Here is a 22572-nt window from a genome sequence, read left to right as displayed (position 1 = left end):
CAACTGCCAAGGTCTCGCTGTCACCTTCATCAAGGACAGCATCATGACCGAACGTTTCAGCCAGTCCCTGCGCCGCCAGAGCGAGCCAACCTGGTCGGCGGCCGTTGGCCACCGTTTCGTGACCCAATTGTGCGACGGCAGCCTGCCGGACCCGATCATGGTCGACTATCTGGTGCAGGACCATCGCTTTCTCGACAGCTTCCTGACCCTGCTGGGCGCAGCCATCGCCACCGCCGATACATTCGAGGCGCGCCTGCGCTTCGGCCGCTTTGCCGGGATGATTTCCAGCGATGAAAACACCTACTTCCTGCGGGCCTTCGAGGCGCTGGATGTAAGCCCGGCGCAACGTAGTGAGCCGGCCGATACGGCGCCGACTGCAGGGTTCAAGGCCATCATGCGCGAAGCGGCAGCCACCCGCTCCTATGCAGCAGCGCTGGCGGTACTCAACGTTGCCGAAGGCCTGTACCTGGACTGGGCGCTGAAAGCGCCGAAACCCATGCCGCAGAACTTCGTCCATGCCGAATGGATCACCCTGCACGACAACCCGGCATTCCAGGCCTTCGTTGCCTTCCTGCAGGCCGAACTGGACCGTGTCGGCCCGCAGCACGCCGCACTGGCCAGTGACTTCTACCAGCGCACGGTTGCGTTGGAACTGGCCTTCTTCGATGCCATCTACCCGCAGAGCAAATGAGCATGGATATCTTCGATCGCCTCAAGGCCGCAGCCACGCAACAGTGGCGCTGTTACGTAGACCATGATTTCGTGCGGCAGATGGGAGAGGGCACGCTGAGCGAGGCCGCGTTCCGGACGTACCTGGTGCAGGATTACCTGTTCCTGATCCAGTTCGCCCGCGCCTGGGCACTGGCGGCCTACAAGAGCCGCCGGCCGGACGACATCCGCGCCGCGCAGGCCGGGTTGGCGGCAATTCTGGATGAAACCGAACTGCACGTGCGCCTGTGCGCCCGCTGGGGGCTGACCCAAGCCGACATTGAGGCCGCGCCAGAACACCAGGCCACGGTGGCATACACCCGCTACGTGCTGGACTGCGGCGCTGCCGGCGACCTGCTGGAGCTGCACGTGGCACTGGCACCTTGCGTGATTGGCTATGCCGAAATAGGCCGGACCCTGGCCGAGCAGATTGGTGATTTGAGCAACCACCCGTACCGCGAGTGGATTGGCGAGTATGCCGGGGAAGGCTACCAGGGGGTGGCGGCGGCAGCGCGCAAACACCTGGATGAGCTGGCGGCGCGGAGCATGACCGAGCAGCGGTTTGCCGAGTTGGTGGGAATTTTTGGCCAGGCGTCCAGCCTGGAGGCGGACTTCTGGCAGATGGGGCTGGACGGGGTGGCGTAGCCCCCCGGGGCCGCTTTGCGCCCCATCGCCGGCAAGCCGGGCTCCCACAAAGACCGCGCAATGCTCGAAGGGTTGTACCGTACCTGTGGAAGCCTGGCTTGCCGGCGATGGGCTGCGCAGCAGCCCAAAAGTGCTTGGTCGACTGGGTGAATCCTACCCAGCCCAAGCCCGCTTTGGTGCATGAATGCCTCAAAATAAGTCGTCCGGCACACTTTCACAGCGCATAAAAGCGACTTTACTGTTCACAGTGCACATTGATGTCTGGGCTGCTTGCCCGATTTGATCACGGGTATCGGGGCTCGAAAAAGCGGCCCGCATATTGCTCTTCCAGCTCCCAACTACTACCCGGAGCCCCGTGCAATGAGCTCACCCAGCGAATTCCCCCTCAGCGAAGCCCCGCAGTCTGCCCGCAAAGGCCTGCTGCCGATTGCCATGGTCCTGTTCAGCTTTACCTTTTTCACCGGCACGATGTTCGCCGGCGGCAAGCTGGGCATGGCCTTCAATTTTGTCGACATGTTGTGGGTAGCCGCCCTCGGCAACAGCCTGCTGGCCTTGTATGCCGCTGCGTTGGCATTCATCGCCTCGCGCAGCGGGCTGAACACCGTGTTGATGGGGCGTTTCTGTTTTGGCGAAGCTGGCAGTCGGCTTTCGGACTTTCTGCTGGGTTTCGCTGAACTTGGCTGGTACGCCTGGGGCACAGCCACCGTGGCCATCGTGCTGGTCAAACTGTTGGGGCTGGCGGAAGGTTTCAGCGTACCGTTGATGGTGCTGTTTGGCCTGGGCTTCAGCATTACTGCCATCATCGGCTTCAAGGGGCTGGACGTGCTGTCGCGAGTATCGGTGCCATTGATGTTCGTGCTGCTGCTGGTGTCGATGTACATTGCCACCCGCGATGTTGGCGGCTTTGCCGGCCTGGCCGCAGTGGTACCGCACGAAACCATGACCTTTTCGGCAGCGGTGACCATGGTCTTCGGCACCTTCGCCAGTGGTGCCACCCAGGCCACCAACTGGACACGGCTGTCGCGCAGCGGCCGGGTGGCGGTGACCGCCAGCGTGGTGGCATTTCTCCTTGGCAACGGCCTGATGGTGGTGGCCGGTGCCTGGTGCGCGATGGTTTACCAACAGGCCGATATCGTCGAGGTAATGATGCTGCAGGGTTTGTCGTTTGCAGCGGTGGTGATGCTATGCCTGAACCTGTGGACCATCCAGGGGCCGACCATCTACAACGTGTCCGCGGCCGCCTGCCATTTGTTGCGCAGCGAGCGCCGGCGCACGGCAACGCTGGTGGCGGCGGGGGTTGGCATTGTGCTGGCGATGGGTGGCATGTACGAAATGCTGATCCCGTTCCTGGTGCTGCTGGGCTCGATCATTCCACCGGTGGGCGGGGTGATCATGGCTGATTTCTGGTATCGCCACCGCGGCAAGTACCCGGCACTGGGCATGGCAAGCCTGCCACGTTACAACCTCACCGGGCTGTTTGCCTATGCCGTGGGCGCGGTACTGGCGTACGCCTCGCCGTGGGTCGCTCCACTGGTGGGTATCGGCGCCTCGGCCCTGTGCTACATCGTCATCCTCGAACTTGGCGCACGCCGCCGGGCTCCGGGTCAGGCGGGTGTCGAGCCGTGAGCCTGGCGCTGGACGAGATTCTGCATTTGCCCGGCCTGCACGATATGCGCGTGCTGGCCGGGGCGCGCAACCTGCAACGGCGGGTACGCTGGCCCTATGTGGCGGAAAACGAAGGTATCGCCGAATGGGTAATGGGCGGTGAGCTGGTGTTCGTCACTGGCATCAACCACCCGCGCGGCGAGGCCAACCTCCTCAGCCTGGTGGAAGATGGTGCCGCAGTGGGCATCGCCGGCATGGTCATCCTCACTGGCGGCAGCTTTATCCAGTGCGTCCCTGCGGCTGTCATCGCGCGTGCCGAACAACTTGGCCTGCCGCTGATCGAGCAGCCCTATGCGCTGAAGATGGTCGTGGTCACCCACCTGATCGGCACGGCCTTGGTGCAGATGAGCCAGGTACGTCGCTCGCGTCACGATATCCTCGGCCAGCTGCTGACTGGCGACTACCCGAGCCTGGCCATTGCCCGGCAACGGGCAACGCATCTGCAACTGACACTGGATGAGCCGCGGCGCTTGCTGGCTTTGCGCCTGGCGGGCGTGGATGGTTTGTTCGAGCGCCACGGGCTGAGCCGCGGCGAGCGGACCTGGCAAGCTACCCGCCAGGCATTGGAAGATCAGCTGCAAGCCTGGTGCCGCCAACGGGCAGGGAGCGTGATGGCACAGCTGCCGGGTGATCTGTTCGTGGTACTGCTGGCCGATGCGCACGACTTGCCCGAGACCTTGGCTGGGCTTTATCGGCAGTTGCAGGCAGTGACGGGTGAACTGAGCCTGCACATGGGCTTGTCGAGCCTCGCCGACGACTGTGCGCACTACCGTCAGGCCCTCAATGAGGCGCGCCAGGCCTTGGACGTAGCGCAGCACTTGCGCCCGGCCAACGGCTATTGCAACTTCAGCGAACTGGGGGTGCTGCGCCTGCTGCAAGGCATCGTCGACCGCTCGCTGATCGACGACTTCGTCAGCCGTACGCTCGGCCCGTTGATCGCCCCTGGGCGCAAGCAGGCCAACGCCCTGGTGCACACCCTCGACGCCTTGCTCATGGAGAACGGCAACGGGCTCAAGGCCGCGCAGCGCCTGGGGCTGCACCGCAACACCATTAATCAGCGCATCCAGCGCATCGAACAACTGAGCGGGCAGTCCATCGACGACCCGCTTTTTCGCATGAATGCTTCGGTCGCCATGCTGGTATGGCGCATGAGCGAAGCCCACGGCAAGGAGTAACAGCATGAACATCCTCAACGCACGCCTGCGCGGCAAGCCTGGCCTGTTCCGCATCGAACTGAACGGCGAGCGCATTGCCGCCATCACGCCCCAGGGCGGGGTGCAAGCACCTGGCGCTGGCGATGACCTGGACGCTGGGCAAAATCTGGTGGTGGCGCCTTTTGTCGAGCCGCACATCCACCTGGACGCGACCCTAACGGCCGGCGAACCCAGGTGGAACATGAGCGGCACCCTGTTCGAAGGCATCGAGTGCTGGGCCGAGCGCAAGGAGCTCACCACCCACGATGACATCAAGACCCGTGCGAAAAAAACCATCGGCATGCTGGTGGACCACGGTATCCAGCATGTGCGCACCCATGTCGATGTCACCGACCCGCAACTTACCGCACTCAAGGCCATGGTCGAGGTGCGTGACGAAGTACGCGAGCTGGTCGACTTGCAGATTGTCGCCTTCCCGCAGGAAGGCATCGAGTCCTACGCCAACGGCCGGGCGCTGATGACCGAAGCAGTGGCGATTGGCGCCGATGTGGTCGGCGGCATTCCCCATTTCGAGAACACCCGCGACCAGGGCGTGACGTCGGTGAAGTTTTTGATGGACCTGGCCGAGCGCACCGGTTGCCTGGTGGACGTGCACTGCGATGAGACCGACGATCCGCAGTCACGCTTCCTCGAAGTGCTGGCCGAAGAGGCCCGGGTGCGCGGCATAGGGGCCCGGGTGACGGCCAGCCATACCGTGGCCATGGGCTCGTATGACAATGCCTACTGCTACAAGCTGTTCCGCCTGCTCAAGTTGTCGGGTATCAACTTCGTGTCGTGCCCGACCGAAAGCATTCACCTGCAGGGACGCTTTGACAACTACCCCAAGCGCCGGGGTGTCACCCGTGTTGCCGAACTTGACCGTGCCGGCATGAACGTGTCCTTTGGCCAGGACTCCATCGTCGACCCGTGGTACCCGCTGGGCAACGGCAACATCCTGCGCATTCTTGAGGCCGGCCTGCACATCTGCCACATGCTTGGTTACGAAGACCTTCAGCGTTGCCTTGACCTGATCACCGATAACAGCGCCCGCACCTTGAACCTGGGCGAGCGCTACGGCATCGAAGTGGGGCGGCCGGCGAACCTGTTGCTGCTGTCGGCGCCTGACGACTACGAAATGGTGCGCACCCAGGGACATGCCCTGGTGTCGGTACGCAATGGCAAGGTGCTGATGCAGCGTACGCCGGCCCAGGTGCAGCGTCTGCTCTGACTTCGCTGTTGCTTCAGGTGCCCAATGCAGCGAGGGCGCAGCTTGCGACTTGCGTGTCCTGCACTGCCACGCCGGTCAGGTCTGCCAGGGTGATCTGGCCGTCATGCTCGCGCCCCTTGGCACGCCCGGCCAGCAGTGCCCCCAGTTCGATCAGCTGGTTCGCCTTTATCCGGCCACTGTCGAGCGCGTGGGCCACTTCGCCGTACTGGCTACACTGGGCGACCGAGTCGACGATGATACGGTCCGCCTTGGCCACCAGTGCCGGGTCCAGTTCCTGCTTGCCAGGTGCATCGGCGCCGACGGCAGTGATATGCGTGCCCGGCTGGACCCACTCGCTGTGTAACAGCGGCTGGCGGGAAGGGGTGGTGCAGACAATCAGGTTTGCAGCGCCCGCAACTTCTGCCGCATCCTGCGTGCTGCGAACCTCGAAGCCCAGTTCACGGGCAAATGTCGCACAGGCCGCAAGCCCGCTTTCATGACGGCCCCAGACAACGACCTGGCGGCAATCGGTAACGGCGCGCAGCTGTTCAAGCTGCATCTGCGCCTGCATGCCGGTACCGAGGATGCCAATGGCCTTGACCTGGTCCGGCGCCAGCAGCCTGGCAGCAATACGCCCGGCCAGGGCGGTGCGCATGCCGGTCAGCCAGCCTTGGTCCTGCAGCAGCGCCAGCGGTTGCCCAGTGAGCGCAGACAGCACCAGCATCAGGCCATCGTTGCTCGGCAGGCCTTTGGCAGGGTTGTCATAAAAACCGGTTGAAAGCTTGACCGTGAAGGTCGGGCTGCCCTCGATATAGGCCGATTTCACACAGCAGTCACCGTTCGCCCCCTTAAATGCAAAGGCCTGCACGGGCGGCACCTGTACCGTGCCTTCGGAGTAGGCGATAAAGCCTTCCTCCAGCCTGCTTACCGCCAGCTCCGGGTTGAAGCTGGCGACGATCTGCGCCTTGCTGAAAACCTTCATCGAACGGCCTCCAGGAACTTTTCCAGCAGGATGTTACGGCCGCACAGGATCACGGCGACACGCTTGCCCTGGTAGCGCTCGGCGAGCTTTTGCATGCCGGCAACCGCGACGGCTGCAGCACCTTCGATGATCCAGCGTTCACTGCTGGCGATATCGCGCATGGCGGCGCGGATTTCGTCCTCGCTGACCAGCACGGTATCGGTGACCAGCGCCTGGCACAGCGGCAAGGTGATGGCGCCCGGCTCGACGCCGCCAGCAGTGCCGTCCGACAGCGTTTCCAGGGCGTCGACCTCGACAATTTCACCGGCCTTGATGGACTGCGCCAGGGCAGGGTCATTGGCCGGCCAGCAGCCAATGATCTCGGTGCCTGGGTTGAGCCTGCGCAGGGCGGCACCGATGCCGGCAATCATCCCGCCACCGCCTACGGCGACGAACACTGCGTCCAGGTCTGGTGCCTGCTCGAACAATTCCATGCCGATGGTGCCTTGACCGGCAATGACTTGCAGGTCGTTGTAGGGCGACACGAACGGTACACCCTGAGCCTCGGCTTGCCTGGCGGCTTCCAGCTCTGCACCCAGTGGGTCCGTAGGCAGGCAAAGCACTTCGGCGCCCAGGGTGCGCATCGCCTCGATTTTGTATGGCGAAGCCGAAGTGGCGGTGTACACAGTCACTGGCACACCTGCCGTTTTGCCGGCTAGTGCGAGCGCCTGCCCATGGTTGCCGGACGAGGCAGCGATAACCCCATGCTTGCGCACATCAACCGGCAGCAGGCGGATCTTGTTGCTGGCGCCGCGGAACTTGAACGAGCCGGTGTGTTGCAGGTGCTCGCATTTGAGCAGGACTTCGCAGCCGGTCAGTGCCGACAACCGCGCGCTGTGACTGAGGGGTGTGATGCTGACGGCGGGGCGCAGTGCGCTGTGGGCTTCCTCAATGGACGTGTACAGTGCATCGAGGTCAACGGCATTGGCGGCAGTCGGTGAAGCAGTAGAGGCTGGCATGCTGCGCTCCTTATGGAATATCTGTCCACGGTAGAATAATTATCCACGATAGACAAGTCCCTGAGCGCAGCCACTTGCAGCTTCTTGCCGGTGGCAGCGCGCCGCTAGGTCTTGAGTTCTTTCAGGTACTTGTAAACGGTGGCCCGGCCCATGCTCAGCACGTTGGCCACATAGTCAGCCCCACTTCGCCCCTCGAATGCGCCTTCGGCATGCAGCGCCTGCACCAGGCTGCGCTTGTCTTTCATCTGCAGTGTCTGTAGCGAAAGGTTGCGCGCTTGTAGCCACGCATGCAGGAAGGTGTTGATACGTTCCTGCCAGTCGTTGCGGAACAACGCGTCAGGTTGCGGTACCAGCCGGCTCATCTGGAAGAACGCATCGAGCGCCACGCGGGCTTGCTCCAATACCGACACGTTCAGATTGATGCACATCAGGTGCTCGGCTTCGCCTTGTGCGTTGCGTAGCACGGTGCTGATGGAGCGGACCTTCTGGCCGTTCCAGTTCAGCTTCTCGTAGGGGCCCAGGTTGGCGCCCTCAAGCAAATCGCCCAGTTCGTGATCAATCGCCGAATCATCGCCCAGCTTGCGTTGGGAGAAGTTGTTGGCGATGTGCACGACGGTCTGGCTGCGCAGCTCATGGACGATGACTTCAGCGTGCGGATACAGCAGCAGGGCGATGCTGTCGGCGATTGCTTTGTAGTTTTCCAGGGTCATTTTTTGTCGGTGATCAGTGCTGGACGCCCATGGTGGCGGCAAAGCGTAACCGGCACAAGGTGGCGCTCCTGCAGCGTGCGTACGGTGACAAAGCCCTCGAAACTGAAAGTCTGAAAGCAGTTGGCATAAACTTTCAATAAAAACAACAGCTTGGAATTTTGGCGCTTAACGTTTCAAAGATTCAGTTTTCATCCAGAAGGGGGGGTAGGCCGCCAGGAAGGTCTCAGACACTAAATTTCTGAAGTTGCGCCTTGATAGTGCATAGCGGTGATGCAATTTTTCCATATGCTCTCTGCGACTGGGAATGCGAGAAGGGAGCTTGGAGCAGTGACTGGCATAGCAACGATGCTGCGTTTGATTGGGTGGCAAGCGGGAGTAACTGAATGCTGTATTGAAAACGGCAGGCTGACGTGCCTGCCGTTGGCGTGATCGACCTCGTTACCGAGACATTCAGGCTACTCGGCCGCCGAGGGTCTCAGCGACCCAGTCTGCAATGTATTGGCCGGCATTCATGCTGTTGTCGAAGCTCGCGTGCTGCACGCCGCCTTCGCGCTCCGTGAAGATTTTCAGCTCACGCTTGGGACTGTTTACCAGTTGCTCATAAGTACGGTGCGCCCACTTGAGCGGAATCTGTGAGTCCTTCTCGCCGTGGGTGACCAGGAAAGGCACCTTGATTCGGTCCAGCACGCCATCTAGATGGACATTCTCGGCGATGGTCATGAATTCGTCCATGTCCTTGGCGCCCCAGACCCAGCGCACATGCGCCCAATAGTGCGGTACCGGGAAGTCGCCCTCTTTTTCCAGGCGACGCTTCTGCACGTCGCGCCAGTCGTGGTTGGCGCCCCACGACACACCACAGGCGAAACGTGGCTCGAAGGCGACGGCGCGCGGGCAGTAGTACCCGCCCAACGAAACGCCTTCCATGCCGATACGATTGGCATCGACATCCGCGCGGGTTTCCAGCCAGTCCACCACGCTTGAGCACGATCCGCAGGTTCTGACACGTATGACGCATGCCGAATATGTGCGACTGGGTGGGGCCGAAAGCGTTGAACAGATCATGTGGCTGGCGATGCGAGGTGCCGCTGAGGGGCCCCTTCGTAAAGTGCATCAGAACTACTATCTCGCAACGACCACGGCCATGACCGCGGTGCTCTATGAAACGCTGGAACCTTCAGCTAAAGACAACTAGGAGCTATCACATGAATCCACAGGTCGTTGGCATGGAAGAGATTGGTGGCACCTATGTGTTTGATCTTCGGGTCAGCAACAAGGCGTTCAAGTTGAATCGCTTCTTTTGGAAAATGATCGGCACAGAGTGGCGAGCGCGTTATCTGCAGGACGCCGAGAGCCTGATGACTGAGGCCGGTCTCGACGCGTGTGAGAAAGACTTGGTACGCCGTCGTGACTGGCTGGGGTTGGTCCCGTATGGTGCAAACTTTTTCGTCGTCGAAAAGTTCGCCCGGGTTGCCAAGATGAGCAATATGCAGGTTTACGCGATCATGCGTGGCGAGTCCTATGAGGACTTTCTCAACACCCGTCGCGTTCCCGATATGCGCTGATCCCGGTATCGGACTGACCGCGAAACAGGAAAGCGAACACTCCGCTGATTATTGAGATGCCCGCGGCTTCGAAAGGCGAAGACGCACCATGGGCGCTGCCTGGCAAATGAGATGCTTATTGCCCTCTGATTGGGAAACCGAAAATGAAGCAAAGTCTGTATTTGTTATCCGGGCTGTTGTGTGACGAGGTTGTCTGGCGTGCCCAGATCGACGCGCTGCAAGAGCGGGCGGATGTACATGCCCTCGACTTCAAGGGTTACCACAGTATTACGGCGATGGCGCAGCGGGTACTGAATGACGCGCCGGACAGGTTCGCGCTGGCTGGCCATTCCATGGGCGCGCGGGTAGCGCTGGAGGTCCATCGGTTGGCGCCGCATCGGGTCGACCGCCTGGCGTTGCTCGATACGGGGACTCACCCGGCCCGCGAGGGGGGAAGCGAAGTCACGGCAGGTGCTGATTGACCTGGCTCGCGAGCATGGCATGGCGGCAGTGGCGCAACGCTGGCTCGCGCCGATGCTGCACCCGGCGCATGTCGATGACCCGGGCATCATGAGCCCATTGCTGGCGATGGTCGAACGCATGAGTTTCGATACGCTGTCAGGCCAGATCAAGGCGTTGCTGGAGCCACCGGATGCTGGCGAGCATTTGCGCACGATTCAATGTCCAGTGTTGATCGGGGTGGGTCGAGAGGATGCCTGGAGTTCGCTTGCGCAGCATCAGGTGATGGCCCAGCAAGTACCTCATGCGCGGTTGGTGATTTTTGAACGCTGCGGCCACATGGCCCCTTTTGAGGCACCGGAGGCTGTCAATGCGGCCTTGCGGGTTTGGCTACAAGACTAGCTTCAAGACTAGCTTCGAAGTGCTTCGGGGCAGGTTACTGTCCGAACGAACGATATTGTTTAGGGCGATATCGCCCTTGAGAGAGTTGGGATGAACGAAGCCGAATTGATGAATGAGATGCGGATTGAGCATGCCTGCACTCGCCTGATCAAACGTTTTGCATTACTTAACGATGCGGGGGACTACGAGAACCTGGCTTATGCATCGGCAGCGCAAGGGGAGGCCCCAATGGCATCCCCGCCCCATCTGATTGGCACCTTCAGGGATAAACTGCGTCTGGTCAAAGGCCATTGGCTGTTCAGTGAGCGCCTCGGTCAGGTAGACCTGGAGATCGCCGGGTAGCTGTGTAAACCCATCACGTATTTCCCATTTGGAGCGCACTACCGGTTTTCCTGACAAGCCTTCACAAAGGCGCCCCCTGCTAAGCCGGTGTAGGCTCATGGCAGAGGGCGCTATTGGTCAACGGTCGAGCACCAGGCAGGCGCTGCGCGAGCGAGAGCAGCAGGGCGTGAACTGATCGTTGCGTGCACGCTCTTGTGCAGTCAGGAAACTCTCAAGGTGTTCCGGCTCGCCATCTATCTCGCCGGTAAAACAGGTGCCGCAGATACCCTGTTCACAGGCAAGGGGCACGCACACTCCGGCGTCCTCCAGCACTTCAGAGACGCTGCGATCAGCTGGCACCTGCAGAGTCATGCCGCTGTGGGCCAAACGTACTGCGGCGCGTTGTGCATCAATTGTTCTTGCGAGCGGGCGCAATTGTCGGTTGTGCGTTCTGCCTCGAGCAGCCGGTCGATGACGCGCCGCGACTGCACGCAACATTTGGTTGAGGGCCCGCAATGATGTAATTCTTGGAGAATTCAATTCTTGGATTTTCCTATTTCCGCGCTTAATCCTCGCTTCGCTATCAGGTCTACTCATAAAGATTCATTTAACTATAATTAAAATGCATATTATTGCATTTTTTCCATTTTATGGAAAACACTATTTTTTGGAGAAAAAGTCGTTTGCTACCAAAATCTGGAGAAAAGGTCGTCGACCTGAATCTTGGGGATTTCCCGCGAATTTCTTTAAGTAACTGTTTTTTCTGAATTTTCCCAAAATCAAGTTGCAGAGTAAAAAGGCGTTTATAACAAATCGCCGCAAGCAAACATTTTTTAAAGCTAATAGCTATTTCCTTCATCGCCTAGATCATCTAGCCTGTGATCGTTGCTTGTGAGGCGGCCCCCGCTAAGAGGAATAGGACGACCTTACTTTCCATAGAGCTCATTTTGGAGAGTAGGTATGTTGTTGTCCGAATTGTTAGTTTCTTATGCTGTGACCGTAGTCGTTCTCACAATGGCGACGAAGGTTACTGTCCGAAAGCAGATGGATCGGGTGCTGGCATTGGGCCTCGCCTACTGGTGCCGCCGGTTTAGACGTCATCAGTCTTCCATCGACCACTTCCTTCTGGGCTCTACGATGTGGCTCGACAGTGATCAGCAGTCGGGTGACTGCAATGTCTGACGTGCCCATTTCATCGTTTCCATATCCCGCGCTCCGCGGAGCAGAACGTCCGAAGGGCGGCCATCTGTACCGCGTATTTAGCATAACGAATAATGCTCCGATGAAACTTTTTCACCGTGAGCAATTATTGGCCTGGACAATGCTTGAGTTTGATCCAGCTGTTGTAAGTTTTGAAGCCATCAACCGCTGGTTCGACCATGATAGCGGGGCGATATACATCGGATACTACGTGAGATATGTAGAGCACGATTGCTTTATGTATATTCCTAATCCAGCCCGCATCGAATCACTGAAAGCACTCGAGAAATACGCAAAGTCTTTCAATGTAAGGCTCTCTCCGATAGTGTCGGAGAAGTCCCCGCAAAATGATACCCTCTTCTGGAATAGGATGAGCATGTTATCGGTGCTGGTGAGCGCGCGCGATAAGCTTTTATCTAGAAATCTCAAGCAGTTTGCTCGCTCGATTGAGGGTTGTGAAGTGACTGTTGGCGACTTGGATCAGGATCCGAATTATGTAGATCAAGAGGCCCTTGCATATGCTTTTGAGTTGGTGCGCAAGGGTTACTTTACCATAAGTGGTCTTAATGATGAGCTAATACAAAAATCTTCTGTGCTCCGAATGGCGAAGTCGGTGAAAAGATGAGTGATGCCAAGAAAAGATTTTCCAAGTTTGAGTTAATGAAGGAAAGTATCGATGTTAGTCAGTGGCCAGCCCTTAATGTAGAAGCGTTGGCGGAGGCAAAACGGAATCGTGTTGAGCCGCGACTGAAGGCTTTACAGGCCTATCTTTTGGATGGCGCTACGGTGAGTGAGGTAGTAGAGAAATACAAGGTGTCTTCATCATCTCTATTTGCGATGATAAGTCGAGCGATTTTAATCGATTCGGATGGTGAGCTGGTAGGCTATAGGGCTGCACTAATAAACTATCGTTTAGAGGGTTATAGTAGAACAGCCGTGGTTGATGGCGCGTCACCTGATCCAGCAACAAGCGGAGATGCAGGGGTGTTTCGCCAGTTGCTCATGAAACACCCTAAATTGATAATCAAGATTAAGCCTTGGGTTAAGCAATATAAGTCGCGCGCCGCAGGAGGTGAGAAGCGTTTATCTTCGTACCATGAGCTCTTCTTAAAAGCATGCAGTGAACAGGGTGTTCTCACCTCCGAGTATCCATTTAACCGGCGCGGCAAAGCCAAGCGCGCTTTGGCCGAATACATCAAGCAATGTGCTCGCGAAGAGAAAAGCGTGCAACGGGCAAACTTGGCTAAGCAGCTGGAAGACCGAATATATATACGGGCGAATGCTCCGCTCCAGGAGGTACAGATTGACGGTCATCAATTAGATCTGCGCCTAACTGTTCAGGAGCAGGATCAATATGGTCTGAGCTTCTGTTATGAAATCCACTGCATTTGGATTATCCTGGTGATAGATGCACATACGCGCTGTGTTTTGGGCTACAGCCTTGCTCTGGGTCGCAACTATGACCAAACTGACTTGCTTAAGGCGGTATACCGTTCGGTAGCACCGCATGAGCAGCCTGCGCCGGTCATTCCGGGCGTAATGTACAAAGTGGAAGGTGGTTTTCCTGCAGAGAAAATGCCGGAGCTGGCGTGGGCGACCGGACTGATATACAAAGTTGACAATGCGTTGTCTCATCATGCGACCGATGTTTGGAGAAAAATGGAGAGCTTGCTCGGTTCGGTCGTGGACTATGGTCCGCCTAATCAACCGAACGAAAGGCCAATAGTAGAAAGCTTTTTCAGATTTCTTATTGATAATTTCTCGCATTGCTTGGTAGGAAGTAAAGGTTCCCACTCCAGAGATGAAATAATCAAGAGACTCGCTCCGAAGGGAGGTGACTTGTCACTCCTGCTGACTCTGGAGGAGATGCATCACGCGCTGGATATCGTGATCTCAGATTATAATGGCCGACCGCATACTAGCATCGCCCCGCATTCACCGCTGGACCTTTTTGTGCGAACCGCCCGCGAGCGAGCGCTCTTTTTCACACGGTTAGCGAAACGATTCCATGATATGCATGCGTTCACTGACAAGACTCAACTTGTTAAGGTGCGAAGTGATGGAGGCTTAAGTGCCTATATAAACTTTAAGCACGTGCGCTACCGCAATCTTCCAGCTTTGAAAAATTCTGTTGGCGAGGAAGTTATTATCCAGTGGGACCCCTACAATGTGAGTTATTTGAAAGTGTACACGCGTAATGGCGATTACCTAGGTGAGGTTTATCCGCCAAGGCCTTGGGCAACACCTCATAGCGAGAAGTTGCGAAGTCGATTGATGAGCGCCGTGAAACACGGTCAAATTGACTATAGCGTAAATTCGTTAGCTGACATGCTGCTAGCGCTTCAGAAAGCCAATAACTGGGCGCAACGTGATATTGCCACTTACAATCTTAAACATACCGGCATGGCTGTATTGCCTGCTAGTGCGTCGCCTCCGCCTGCACCTCCTCATCCCCCCAAAGAACGCTTGCGGCGGAGCTATATAACCAAGGACGGCGGCCATGAATAACTATGATCCCACACTAATTCGGCCTTATCCTGTTGAAAGGCATCCTGTGGTTAAAGGGGAATATCTCTTATCGAGTGATCCGATCTCTCATGCTTGGGAGCATCTGTACAGGGCTATTAGGCGTCGTAGTGGCGGTCTTGTTTTCTGGGGGATGTACCGCGCTGGAAAAAGTAAAATGATTGAGTATTTGGCGTTAGAAGCCAAATCAAGATATCGTGATCTCCCAACGGCCAAAATGGATGCTGAACAGAACGATTATGTGTCCATCAAAGAATTTTATGTTGGCCTGTGCAATGCGGTCGGCGCTTCCGCTACTGGCACTGCGGGTGAGTGTAAGCGTCAGGCGATTCGACGTATGGTGCAGCAGGGCAAGCGCAATTCACCCCAAGTTTACCTGTTGTTTGTCGATGAGCCTCAAAAGTGGACCGATCTCCAACTAACCTGGCTTTGTGAGGTTTACAACTTACTAGAAGAAAGCAATGTGCGACTAATTTCAGTATTGGTTGGGCAGCGCGAATTGGTGACCTTCCGCAAACAATACCTTGAGCGGGGTAACGGAGTGGTGGTTACGCGGCTGATGAATACTATCGTCGAATTTATGGGCCTGCGCAGCATCGACGAGGTCGCCTATGTTTTGCAGGGGTATGACACTTTAATCGAAAGCGATAGCGACTGGCCCGCGACTCGTTTTTTCTTTCCACGGGCTTACTCAAAGGGGTTCAGACTTGAGAGCTGCGCCACTGTCATTTGGCAAGCGTTTAGCACTGCCACCGAAAGTCAAGGTAGGTTCACTGAATGCCGAATACCGATGAAACATCTGACGGGTATCGTGGAAATCCTGTTATCTGAATATTACGAATCCGACGATGACAACTTTGAACTTTCGAAAACACTTGTAGAGCAATTGCTGTCCGAGGTGTTTTTCTACGATTATCTAACAATGGCCGACGTGACCCTTTATGGCCAACATTGAAGCGAATGGTGGTAACAATGACAAGATCCCGCTCTGGGGTGGCGGAGCTTGTACCAGTGTTAAGTGTTGGCCCCATGAGTCGTTTTACACCGTGCTATCACGGTTCGCGCTGGCGATCGGAGTGCCGGGAGATGCGATTGAGCGTGCATTCAAGTCTAGGCACCGCCGCAATTCTCGCCAAGGCAGGATCGTGGGGCTCGAAACCCTCAGTTTGGTGAATTTGCGGTTCGCAACCGAAAGATTGGGCATCAGTTGGAAGGTACTTGAGAGTATGTTCCTACGGGCTGCGCCTATTAATCAGGGTGAAGGGTTCGCTCCGTATTTACGGTTTTGTCCAGTCTGCATGGGTGCTCGTCGCCACTTTATATTTTTTCAGCGAGAACAACTGCTGCACTGCCCGTTTCACCGAGCAGTGCTGCTCAGCCGATGTTCTGCATGCGGTCATCATGCGGAATACGCTTGGGGCGCGGGACTGTTTCTGCAGCCGTTTTGCTGCCCTGCTTGCAAAGTCCCCTGGGCAGGAGCAGGGGTGCGGCAAAGCTTTTTTGATCTGCTCACTCCGAACCGTCAGTCAGTGCTTCAGCAATACGCTCATAATCAAGCAACAACCGAAGGCTCTTTCGCTCGAAACATCGACTGTCCCGGATTTTTGCTGACGCATCCGAAAGCGACATGGCATGACTACCTATGGCAAGAACAACCGCCACTACTGGAGCGGTGTGCTAGCGAGGTCAATTGGTCTTTGGAAAATGGCTTCGTCCAGGTGCGAACGCTGCGGGGGAGCAAAGATGAGCGGCAGGAGGTCGGCGAGTATGAGGTGCGTGAACTGGTACAATGCCTTAAATCTATCCTTCGGCACGTGCGTAAAAGCTGGCATCTTCGCTTACGCTTTGATGACTTAGTTGTTCCCCGGCAAAACGCAGAAAAAAAGCGTATCTATCAGTTGTTCTATGAAAGCTTGGTAATTTCTGAAGATGCCCATACACCAGCACAGGCGCCTGATCGTCTAGAAGGAGCAGTGACTGCTTGGCTCTTACGTCACGCTGAGGCCGAGGATGCACGGCGCTGGCCGCGATCAGCACGCGCATGGTATACCGCACATAGCTTTGCCTCACATGTGCTGGACAGACTAAGTCGTTGCGGGGAAACCGCAAAATGGTCATCCGATGTGGAGCACGCCTATATTTTGAAATATGTCATGGCAAAAGATCGACCGATATGGCCACTCGAGTTGATTTATGAAAACGACCGGCGCTCTTACAGACTGCTGCGCCAACAGCGTTTTCTGAATGAACTGCTCTACGATGAGTGCCCCCGGTAGCTTGGTGCTCTCATGAGGTTGGGTCACCGTCGTGAGGCTGATCATCGTTAGTTTGAGGGTGCTCCAAAGGTGGCTGCTCGCGTGGATCGATTGCAGGTGCCAAGTGACGCAAGCCCCGCTCGCATACTCCATCGCGGCAGTTGCAGAGTCTCCAGAATCCGCACCAAGGCTTCGTCTCTGGTGGGTCGGCAGGAAAAGTATATCCGGAATCGATCTTCTCAATCGCACTACTACCAGGTTGGCGCGTGCGTCTTCGAGGTTTCTTCTGCGTGAGAGCAAACAATCGCTGACGGCATGTTTCGAGGTCGACCTGAGTTCCTGCTGAAATATATTCTTGAGCGCGCAATTTCAGCTTGAGATCCTCACACTCTTCCAGTAGTGCCGTATGCGTTTGTTTATCACTATACTCACGCTCCAATGACTCCTCATACTGCCTGACACGATGCAACGCGGTGACCACTACCGGGTGCTCGATGTTCGGGTTTTCGGGGGTTAGCGGATAACGCTCGGGCCACAAGAGAACGGTCGGTCGAATTCTTAGCCCTTCATACGCCAATCTTTTGCCAACAAGATCAGCCAAGACTGCTCTTAGAAGATAAAGCTCCCGGCGTTGAGCCTCGTTGATAGACGCCGTTTCCTGCAAACGTTGGTAGTTAGCCTCCAAGGCCTCGAATTCAGATTGCTGTATGCGAATAATCATCTCTGCGTAATACAGATCATCGTGGCAATCCGCGAGGCGCTCTCGCAGTTTCTCGTTCTCCCTGTGTTCGCTGTTAAACGCTTCCTTTAAGCGATACAACGCAAACTCCACCAAGCGTAGTCGCTCGATCAGATTCTCTTCGCTCACGTCTGCACGGCGTACCGGTACTGGGGGAGGGGATGGCCTCGCAACTGGCTGACTCGCTTCCTTAGCCAATGCTGTTAAGCGGGCCTGGATGGAAGCAACAGAATATTTGCCGCCTAAGTAGTCGGAGATAGATGTTGGGGTTGGCACCCGGCCTTGGGCGGATAACGCCTCCATAGCCTGACGAACTTGCCCTCGAGTCACGAGTGTCATGCTGGCATCCTTGAGAGACCTTTCAGTTGAGAGGAGCTCGCGATTTAAAACCTGCTTGTGCAGATGAACCCATTCTGCCGCGTTAAATACCTAGGATAACGCAAGCGGCATTCTGAACAGGGAAGATCAGCCTGGCCAGTGCTTGAACTCAGAGCTATTGATAGATGCCGAACTCGATCCGTTGCAAATACGCTTCAACAAGCCGAAACGTACACGGGTTGTCCACCACATAGAGTGGCACATCTCCATCAAGAGCGCGGCAGGGTTGCCCTAGCCATTGTTCCGCCAAATGGTGCGAGCCAAACGCAATGAAGGCTAGCTCGAATACCCTGGCGTACATGAAGGCCACTGCACTCTGCTGAGCCGTCAGGCGTTCAGGTTGGCGGCCTAAGCGCAGTCTCGCAGTGACAGATTTCCCTAGTATGAATCGTAATACTGAACCGGCGGAGTGAGGTGCGATCTCCGTTAACATCGTCTGTACGTCGAACAAGGTGAAGCCGGCGTTGATCTGACGGTAGAGGAGAACCGGACTGAGTTGATCGATGTCTGCATGGATCAAGTACTCCGTTGCCCTGTGTATACCGCTCGTGCGAGACACGATCATACTGGGTTCTCCGTTGGCACTTGAGCGAGCATCTTACGCTGTCGGTCTGGCCCACTCCTAAGCTAAATCCGGGATGTTGTTAACCACCCACCAAGACCTCCTGAGGTCTCTGAAGGCGAACCTCGCATCGCCGCTACGCATCAGCTTCCTTGGATTACCACTGAACTGGCGTTCGTGTCACTGTACAACGATCGGTCTGGGAGCATAGTGGTTGCGTAGCTCGGTTGGAGTTGTCCTGGGCACACGAGTGGTGCGCCACTGGCGAAGCCAGTCAGCTAGTATGGACAGGCCACTGTTAATCATTCAAGGAGCTGTCATGGCGTATACAGCGTCCCCCGAGCTTAGCCCAAACACAAGAATTTACCGCTACATGGACCTAGCCAAATTTCTCTCGTTGATTCATCAACAATACCTGTTTTTTGCCAAGGCCAGTTCCTATGAGGATCTGCTCGAAGGTATGCCCACGGACATGGATAGCTTCATGGGTGGTGGTATGGCTGAGATGCTTGAGCACGTGGTTAATGAATTGTGGCCGGCAGCGGTGGTGGGATCGGACCAGTCGCCCCTAGATAAGAAAGCTGCGGCTGAGCGCGCCCGCACCCGATTTAATAAGCGGATGGTAAACACTGTCTTGGGACCGGTGCGGGCAGCGGATTTTACAAGCCATTCGGCTATCTTCGAGGCGGTTTCGCATTGGGTGGATGTCAGCTGTTGGCTCACGGATGCTGGCGACGCGGAGAGTATGGCCATGTGGAAAATTTACGGCGCGGGCACGGCAGCGGTGTGTGTGCAGTCGACGCTAGGAGCTGTCGTCAGCGCCATGCGTTACCCTGATTCTATGGACCTTCATGCAGGCGTCGTCAGCTACCTTGACTACCAGAACGATTATGTTGGCAGCGATGACCCTAAGCAGGTGTTTTTTCAGAAAAGCCGCTACTACGAGTTTGAAAAGGAACTGCGGATTATCATGTACCCATCCCGCACTGTGGATCCCCGCACCTCACGCGCCGAGGCGGGTAGTAAGGTCGCGGTTAATGCCAAGCAGATGATCCAATCGGTATTGATCTCTCCTGCTGCCAGTCCTTGGTTTCGGGACTTGATTGAGCTGGTCTTGCGCGAAGCAGGATTTACGGTCGCTGTGGCAGAATCGAAGATACCTTTCCGGAGAAACTGGTAGCTTTGCTAGAGCAGGGAGCCGACGGCGTACCCGTTGTAACGTTTGGGTCTTCAGATAAATGCGCTACCCCGCGCGGAGCATCCGCAGGTTAAAAGTGCTCCTAGGACGGCACCAACACAAGGTCGAGCGAGCGCCCTCCGCTCATTGGAAGTCGGCTTTAGAAAAGGAAAAAAAGTAATGCGTGATATGCCGGGATTGCCTGGTGGGGAGTGGACCGTTCACCCCTATAGCTCAATGGATCCTGAAGCCTTGCGTGCGAAATTGATCGCTTAAGGCCGTGAGAGCCAACGAATACTGCCAATCCTGTGCGATCGAGTACATGCAATACTGCAATGCTGTTATCCCCCACACCTACTAGCGGTTCTCGTTATGAACGGTTTGCAGGCACCGGTTGACGATCACGGTGTAAGTTCCGGAGGCTTGCTGAAAGGCATCACACAACCTCATGTTGAACTCTTGCAGGCGCTGATCTTGACCTTACCTCTTGATCAATGGGGGCGCCGACCTGCCGAGTCTCGCGAGATCGAGCAACTGATTGACGACCTGAGTGCACTGTCAGACGCCTTCTACCATGCGCGGAACACCACGCTGACTCAAGAGAGTACGGTTGGAGAGCGCGCGTTACTGTTGCTGCAGGAGCGCGTGCGCGGACACACCCAGTTTGTTCGGAACTGGGGGTACCATGGGGCGGTTCTGCAGATATCGCGCGAGCTCTACGGTGCACTCGATAGTGAGATGAGGGCGACTTACGGCTTTGGACCGACTGACCTGATCGACATTGCGAAAGCCGCACTGGTAGATGTCGAGCAGCGCAGCTCTGCACGTTTCCAGCGCCTTTTCGCTGTATTCCGTTGCGAAACCCTGGACGATATGGTGCACGCGTTTTATCGCAAGGACGATTTTGCGGAGGGCGATCCAGAGGAGTTTTTGCAGCATTTACCCGACTCTGTCAGTCGCGAACAAGTGGCCACGGATTTGTGGTCACACGCTGATCGGCAACTGGTCCGGCTGTTGGTGGCTGACCCAGAGCGTATCGCGCTGGTTTCAGGGCGTGATAAAGACATGGTGCTGCGGGTATTGGACCAGCTGTCACTTACGCCTGGAAGCTTAAGTGCCGGCAACATCCCGCACTTTTTTATGGGCAACCCCATCTGGTCGGCACCGTGCATCAATACCGGGAAAGAGTATTTGCTGCCCATGCCGCATCTCGTATTCAGCCACATTCACGGGGTCATGCGTGCACTGCTGGATGATCAGGCGCCGACGGTAAAAAAGAAAATGGCTCGGACTTGTGCCGAATATCTGGAAGCGCAAGTCTGCGCACTGCTGCGCAACGCGTTTCCTACTGCCCGGCTGCAAGCTGGGGTCAAATGGGCTATCGGCGCAGATCGTTATGAGACGGATGTCTTGCTGGTGCTTGACCGTACCGTTCTGATTGTCGAAGCGAAATCTGCTGCGCTGAGCGCACAGGGTTTGCGCGGGGCACCAGAACGCGTCAAACGCCATGTTCAGGAATTGCTGGTTGAGCCCGCTGTGCAATCTGAGCGTCTGGCGCAGGTGATCGTCGCGGCGCGTGAAGGCGATGCGGTGAGCCAATCCATCCTCAACCCACTGGAGATCGACGCAAAGGCCATCGATCATGTGATCCGGCTGTCGGCGACTCTGGACGACTTTTCTATTCTCGCAAGTTGCGAGGCGGAAGTGGAGAACGCTGGATGGTTGCCGGCATCGCTAACCTTGGCTCCGACCTTGAACCTCACCGACCTGGGCTGTGTGATCGATATTTTGGAGGAGCCGGCGTACATCCTCCACTATCTGGCAAATCGCGGCCCTATTCAACGATCCGCTGAGTTGTTGGGTGACGAACTGGATTACCTTGGCTTCTACTTGCAAACTGCTTTTGGGGCGGGGGCTGTCAGCCGTCCGGGCACCGCGTTTGCAATTTCCGGCATGTCTAGGCCCATCGACCGTTATTACACTAGTCAAGATGCCGGGGTGAGTCTTCCCAAACCAGCACTGCAGTTACCCGAGTCAGTGCGTCGGGTAGTGCAGCAGGCACAGCACCGGGGGGGGGGGGCAAGGGTGGACCACGGTCTGCCTGGCATTGCTCGATATTGCCTATCATGCCGGGGAGAACTTTGACGACGAGCTCTTTTCGTTGGCTCAGGCGGTGGCGAACAACCCCGATGATCCAGAGCAGCCACGTGGACTCGCGATCCTGTCTGCGCCCTACAGCGATAATGTGGTGGGCTTCTATATTTACCCGAAAGCTCGCAGCAGTAGTTGCCGTGAAGACGCGCAGGCCTTCGCTCAAGAAGCCTTGGCCGCATCGGGGAAGGCACGCTGTGTGGTTGTTGGGCGTATGCTGGAGTCCTGGCAGACGCCCTACGCATTTACCGCGATGGTGTTGGAGGGTTGACGCCCACGAACTCCAGCCAGTAGGACCTGCACCTGCTTTTAATCCCCCCGAACGATGGACTGCCAGCTCGTTTCAAGGCAAGCATTGACGGTTTTCGCCAGCAGATAAGCGGAATCGGGCAGAGCACATAAAGCCGTGCCGACCAGTGTCAGCAGAGCAGCGATGATGATGGCTCCGGCCTGACCTGCAAGCGCGCGGGGCAGGGTAATTGTAAGCGTCCGGCGAACTCACCTTCCGAACTCCAGCATTAAGGGCGATGGTGTCCGCGTATTTTTAAGCGGACGCGATCACCCTTATCGCCAGGATTTCCATGCGCCAACGAAGCTCTTATCCGAAACCATTCAAAGCCCAGGTTGTTCAGGAATGCCTGCAACCTGGCGCAACCGTGTCCAGTGTCGCCATCAGTCACGGCATCAACGCCAACGTCATCCGCAAATGGCTGCCGCTCTATCGAGACCCGCCCGCAGCAACCTCTTTGCCAG

24 protein-coding genes and 1 pseudogene are annotated in these 22572 nt (G+C 56.8%); 18 read left to right on the top strand and 7 right to left on the bottom strand.

Annotated features, from left to right (window positions below; translation table 11 throughout):
• Nucleotides 1–43: 43 nt before the first annotated feature.
• The 5 genes from ACK1VC_RS04775 to codA all read left to right on the top strand — a co-directional run bounded on the left by ACK1VC_RS04775 (nt 44) and on the right by codA (nt 5439).
• Nucleotides 44–691, top strand: coding sequence for a TenA family protein (locus ACK1VC_RS04775; RefSeq protein WP_016487207.1), 648 nt, complete (start codon nt 44–46; stop codon nt 689–691).
• A complete protein-coding gene (tenA, locus tag ACK1VC_RS04770; RefSeq protein WP_033734335.1) occupies nt 688–1353 on the top strand; it encodes a thiaminase II in 666 nt (221 codons plus the stop codon). Before ACK1VC_RS04775 ends, tenA begins: the two co-directional genes overlap by 4 nt.
• Nucleotides 1354–1713: 360 nt before the next feature.
• A complete protein-coding gene (gene codB / locus ACK1VC_RS04765) occupies nt 1714–2979 on the top strand; it encodes a cytosine permease (protein WP_023047406.1) in 1266 nt (421 codons plus the stop codon).
• Entirely contained in the window at nt 2976–4193 is a 1218-nt protein-coding gene (locus ACK1VC_RS04760) for a PucR family transcriptional regulator (protein WP_191086605.1), read from the top strand. Before codB ends, ACK1VC_RS04760 begins: the two co-directional genes overlap by 4 nt.
• A 4-nt stretch (nt 4194–4197) precedes the next feature.
• The gene (codA, locus tag ACK1VC_RS04755; RefSeq protein WP_449117866.1) at nt 4198–5439 is read left to right on the top strand and encodes a cytosine deaminase; all 1242 of its coding nucleotides are present in this window, start codon (nt 4198–4200) and stop codon (nt 5437–5439) included.
• Nucleotides 5440–5452: 13 nt separating this feature from the next.
• Here codA and ACK1VC_RS04750 read toward each other — a convergent pair whose 3' ends face one another.
• The 4 genes and pseudogenes from ACK1VC_RS04750 to ACK1VC_RS04735 all read right to left on the bottom strand — a co-directional run.
• Nucleotides 5453–6400 (bottom strand): ornithine cyclodeaminase family protein, encoded by a 948-nt coding sequence (locus tag ACK1VC_RS04750; RefSeq protein ID WP_191086603.1) that lies wholly within the window; start codon nt 6398–6400, stop codon nt 5453–5455.
• Nucleotides 6397–7398, bottom strand: a complete 1002-nt coding sequence (locus ACK1VC_RS04745) for a threonine/serine dehydratase (RefSeq protein ID WP_060517808.1) — start codon at nt 7396–7398, stop codon at nt 6397–6399. Before ACK1VC_RS04745 ends, ACK1VC_RS04750 begins: the two co-directional genes overlap by 4 nt.
• 104 nt (nt 7399–7502) lie before the next feature.
• On the bottom strand, nt 7503–8108 hold the full coding sequence (locus ACK1VC_RS04740) for a helix-turn-helix transcriptional regulator (protein ID WP_016487200.1): 606 nt from the start codon (nt 8106–8108) through the stop codon (nt 7503–7505).
• A gap of 450 nt (nt 8109–8558) precedes the next feature.
• Nucleotides 8559–9089: pseudogene (locus tag ACK1VC_RS04735) on the bottom strand (alpha/beta hydrolase family protein); the annotation flags it as partial.
• 25 nt (nt 9090–9114) lie between these two features.
• Here ACK1VC_RS04735 and ACK1VC_RS04730 point away from each other — a divergent pair.
• The 5 genes from ACK1VC_RS04730 (at nt 9115) to ACK1VC_RS04710 (ending at nt 10852) form a co-directional block, all read left to right on the top strand.
• Nucleotides 9115–9300 (top strand): hypothetical protein, encoded by a 186-nt coding sequence (locus tag ACK1VC_RS04730; RefSeq protein ID WP_016487198.1) that lies wholly within the window; start codon nt 9115–9117, stop codon nt 9298–9300.
• A 10-nt stretch (nt 9301–9310) separates the two neighbouring features.
• Complete coding sequence (locus tag ACK1VC_RS04725) at nt 9311–9670, top strand: hypothetical protein (RefSeq protein WP_016487197.1); 360 nt, start codon at nt 9311–9313, stop codon at nt 9668–9670.
• Between the two features lie 143 nt (nt 9671–9813).
• Nucleotides 9814–10131: an alpha/beta fold hydrolase gene (locus tag ACK1VC_RS04720; RefSeq protein ID WP_197708363.1), complete on the top strand. Its 318-nt coding sequence runs from the start codon at nt 9814–9816 to the stop codon at nt 10129–10131.
• 19 nt (nt 10132–10150) lie between these two features.
• On the top strand, nt 10151–10510 hold the full coding sequence (locus ACK1VC_RS04715; RefSeq protein ID WP_197884213.1) for an alpha/beta fold hydrolase: 360 nt from the start codon (nt 10151–10153) through the stop codon (nt 10508–10510).
• Between the two features lie 90 nt (nt 10511–10600).
• Nucleotides 10601–10852, top strand: coding sequence for a hypothetical protein (locus ACK1VC_RS04710; RefSeq protein ID WP_016487196.1), 252 nt, complete (start codon nt 10601–10603; stop codon nt 10850–10852).
• Between the two features lie 117 nt (nt 10853–10969).
• Here ACK1VC_RS04710 and ACK1VC_RS04705 read toward each other — a convergent pair whose 3' ends face one another.
• Complete coding sequence (locus tag ACK1VC_RS04705; protein WP_449117865.1) at nt 10970–11428, bottom strand: 2Fe-2S iron-sulfur cluster-binding protein; 459 nt, start codon at nt 11426–11428, stop codon at nt 10970–10972.
• 577 nt (nt 11429–12005) lie between these two features.
• Between ACK1VC_RS04705 and ACK1VC_RS04700 the strand changes: the two genes are divergently transcribed.
• From ACK1VC_RS04700 to ACK1VC_RS04685, 4 genes are read left to right on the top strand one after another with little or no spacing between them, the layout of a single operon-like run.
• Entirely contained in the window at nt 12006–12656 is a 651-nt protein-coding gene (locus ACK1VC_RS04700; RefSeq protein ID WP_232858426.1) for a hypothetical protein, read from the top strand.
• The gene (locus ACK1VC_RS04695; protein WP_232896172.1) at nt 12653–14539 is read left to right on the top strand and encodes a Mu transposase C-terminal domain-containing protein; all 1887 of its coding nucleotides are present in this window, start codon (nt 12653–12655) and stop codon (nt 14537–14539) included. The genes ACK1VC_RS04700 and ACK1VC_RS04695 overlap by 4 nt, the downstream gene beginning before the upstream one ends.
• Nucleotides 14532–15512, top strand: a complete 981-nt coding sequence (locus tag ACK1VC_RS04690) for an AAA family ATPase (protein ID WP_232858827.1) — start codon at nt 14532–14534, stop codon at nt 15510–15512. Before ACK1VC_RS04695 ends, ACK1VC_RS04690 begins: the two co-directional genes overlap by 8 nt.
• Nucleotides 15499–16833 (top strand): hypothetical protein, encoded by a 1335-nt coding sequence (locus ACK1VC_RS04685; protein ID WP_449117864.1) that lies wholly within the window; start codon nt 15499–15501, stop codon nt 16831–16833. Before ACK1VC_RS04690 ends, ACK1VC_RS04685 begins: the two co-directional genes overlap by 14 nt.
• Before the next feature lie 10 nt (nt 16834–16843).
• On the opposite strand, the gene ACK1VC_RS04680 is transcribed toward ACK1VC_RS04685, so the two are convergent.
• Nucleotides 16844–17890, bottom strand: coding sequence for a hypothetical protein (locus ACK1VC_RS04680; RefSeq protein WP_232858831.1), 1047 nt, complete (start codon nt 17888–17890; stop codon nt 16844–16846).
• A 154-nt stretch (nt 17891–18044) separates the two neighbouring features.
• Nucleotides 18045–18494: an antitoxin Xre/MbcA/ParS toxin-binding domain-containing protein gene (locus tag ACK1VC_RS04675; RefSeq protein WP_449117863.1), complete on the bottom strand. Its 450-nt coding sequence runs from the start codon at nt 18492–18494 to the stop codon at nt 18045–18047.
• Between the two features lie 370 nt (nt 18495–18864).
• Between ACK1VC_RS04675 and ACK1VC_RS04670 the strand changes: the two genes are divergently transcribed.
• The 4 genes from ACK1VC_RS04670 to ACK1VC_RS04655 form a co-directional block, all read left to right on the top strand.
• On the top strand, nt 18865–19671 hold the full coding sequence (locus ACK1VC_RS04670) for a hypothetical protein (protein WP_232858835.1): 807 nt from the start codon (nt 18865–18867) through the stop codon (nt 19669–19671).
• Between the two features lie 369 nt (nt 19672–20040).
• Nucleotides 20041–21813, top strand: a complete 1773-nt coding sequence (locus ACK1VC_RS04665) for a hypothetical protein (RefSeq protein WP_449117862.1) — start codon at nt 20041–20043, stop codon at nt 21811–21813.
• Nucleotides 21776–22090 carry a hypothetical protein gene (locus tag ACK1VC_RS04660; protein ID WP_449117861.1) on the top strand — a complete coding sequence of 105 codons (315 nt, stop codon included), beginning with the start codon at nt 21776–21778 and terminating at the stop codon, nt 22088–22090. Before ACK1VC_RS04665 ends, ACK1VC_RS04660 begins: the two co-directional genes overlap by 38 nt.
• A gap of 310 nt (nt 22091–22400) precedes the next feature.
• Nucleotides 22401–22572 (top strand): transposase (locus ACK1VC_RS04655; protein ID WP_449117878.1); only part of this gene is annotated, 172 nt, incomplete at its 3' end.

It is taken from the genome of Pseudomonas sp. XP2 (genome assembly GCF_053557975.1).
This window is presented reverse-complemented; position numbering and strand designations above follow the sequence as displayed.

Excerpts from the sequence above, each read along its gene's own strand:
- ACK1VC_RS04775 (WP_016487207.1), top strand. The coding sequence starts at position 44 with ATGACCGAACGTTTCAGCCAGTCCCTGCGCCGCCAGAGCGAGCCAACC.
- tenA (WP_033734335.1), top strand. The coding sequence starts at position 688 with ATGAGCATGGATATCTTCGATCGCCTCAAGGCCGCAGCCACGCAACAG.
- codB (WP_023047406.1), top strand. The coding sequence starts at position 1,714 with ATGAGCTCACCCAGCGAATTCCCCCTCAGCGAAGCCCCGCAGTCTGCC.
- codA (WP_449117866.1), top strand. The coding sequence starts at position 4,198 with ATGAACATCCTCAACGCACGCCTGCGCGGCAAGCCTGGCCTGTTCCGC.
- ACK1VC_RS04750 (WP_191086603.1), bottom strand. The coding sequence starts at position 6,400 with ATGAAGGTTTTCAGCAAGGCGCAGATCGTCGCCAGCTTCAACCCGGAG.
- ACK1VC_RS04745 (WP_060517808.1), bottom strand. The coding sequence starts at position 7,398 with ATGCCAGCCTCTACTGCTTCACCGACTGCCGCCAATGCCGTTGACCTC.
- ACK1VC_RS04740 (WP_016487200.1), bottom strand. The coding sequence starts at position 8,108 with ATGACCCTGGAAAACTACAAAGCAATCGCCGACAGCATCGCCCTGCTG.
- ACK1VC_RS04730 (WP_016487198.1), top strand. The coding sequence starts at position 9,115 with ATGACGCATGCCGAATATGTGCGACTGGGTGGGGCCGAAAGCGTTGAA.
- ACK1VC_RS04725 (WP_016487197.1), top strand. The coding sequence starts at position 9,311 with ATGAATCCACAGGTCGTTGGCATGGAAGAGATTGGTGGCACCTATGTG.
- ACK1VC_RS04720 (WP_197708363.1), top strand. The coding sequence starts at position 9,814 with ATGAAGCAAAGTCTGTATTTGTTATCCGGGCTGTTGTGTGACGAGGTT.
- ACK1VC_RS04715 (WP_197884213.1), top strand. The coding sequence starts at position 10,151 with ATGGCGGCAGTGGCGCAACGCTGGCTCGCGCCGATGCTGCACCCGGCG.
- ACK1VC_RS04710 (WP_016487196.1), top strand. The coding sequence starts at position 10,601 with ATGAACGAAGCCGAATTGATGAATGAGATGCGGATTGAGCATGCCTGC.
- ACK1VC_RS04705 (WP_449117865.1), bottom strand. The coding sequence starts at position 11,428 with ATGAGTAGACCTGATAGCGAAGCGAGGATTAAGCGCGGAAATAGGAAA.
- ACK1VC_RS04700 (WP_232858426.1), top strand. The coding sequence starts at position 12,006 with ATGTCTGACGTGCCCATTTCATCGTTTCCATATCCCGCGCTCCGCGGA.
- ACK1VC_RS04695 (WP_232896172.1), top strand. The coding sequence starts at position 12,653 with ATGAGTGATGCCAAGAAAAGATTTTCCAAGTTTGAGTTAATGAAGGAA.
- ACK1VC_RS04690 (WP_232858827.1), top strand. The coding sequence starts at position 14,532 with ATGAATAACTATGATCCCACACTAATTCGGCCTTATCCTGTTGAAAGG.
- ACK1VC_RS04685 (WP_449117864.1), top strand. The coding sequence starts at position 15,499 with ATGGCCAACATTGAAGCGAATGGTGGTAACAATGACAAGATCCCGCTC.
- ACK1VC_RS04680 (WP_232858831.1), bottom strand. The coding sequence starts at position 17,890 with ATGACACTCGTGACTCGAGGGCAAGTTCGTCAGGCTATGGAGGCGTTA.
- ACK1VC_RS04675 (WP_449117863.1), bottom strand. The coding sequence starts at position 18,494 with ATGATCGTGTCTCGCACGAGCGGTATACACAGGGCAACGGAGTACTTG.
- ACK1VC_RS04670 (WP_232858835.1), top strand. The coding sequence starts at position 18,865 with ATGGACCTAGCCAAATTTCTCTCGTTGATTCATCAACAATACCTGTTT.
- ACK1VC_RS04665 (WP_449117862.1), top strand. The coding sequence starts at position 20,041 with ATGAACGGTTTGCAGGCACCGGTTGACGATCACGGTGTAAGTTCCGGA.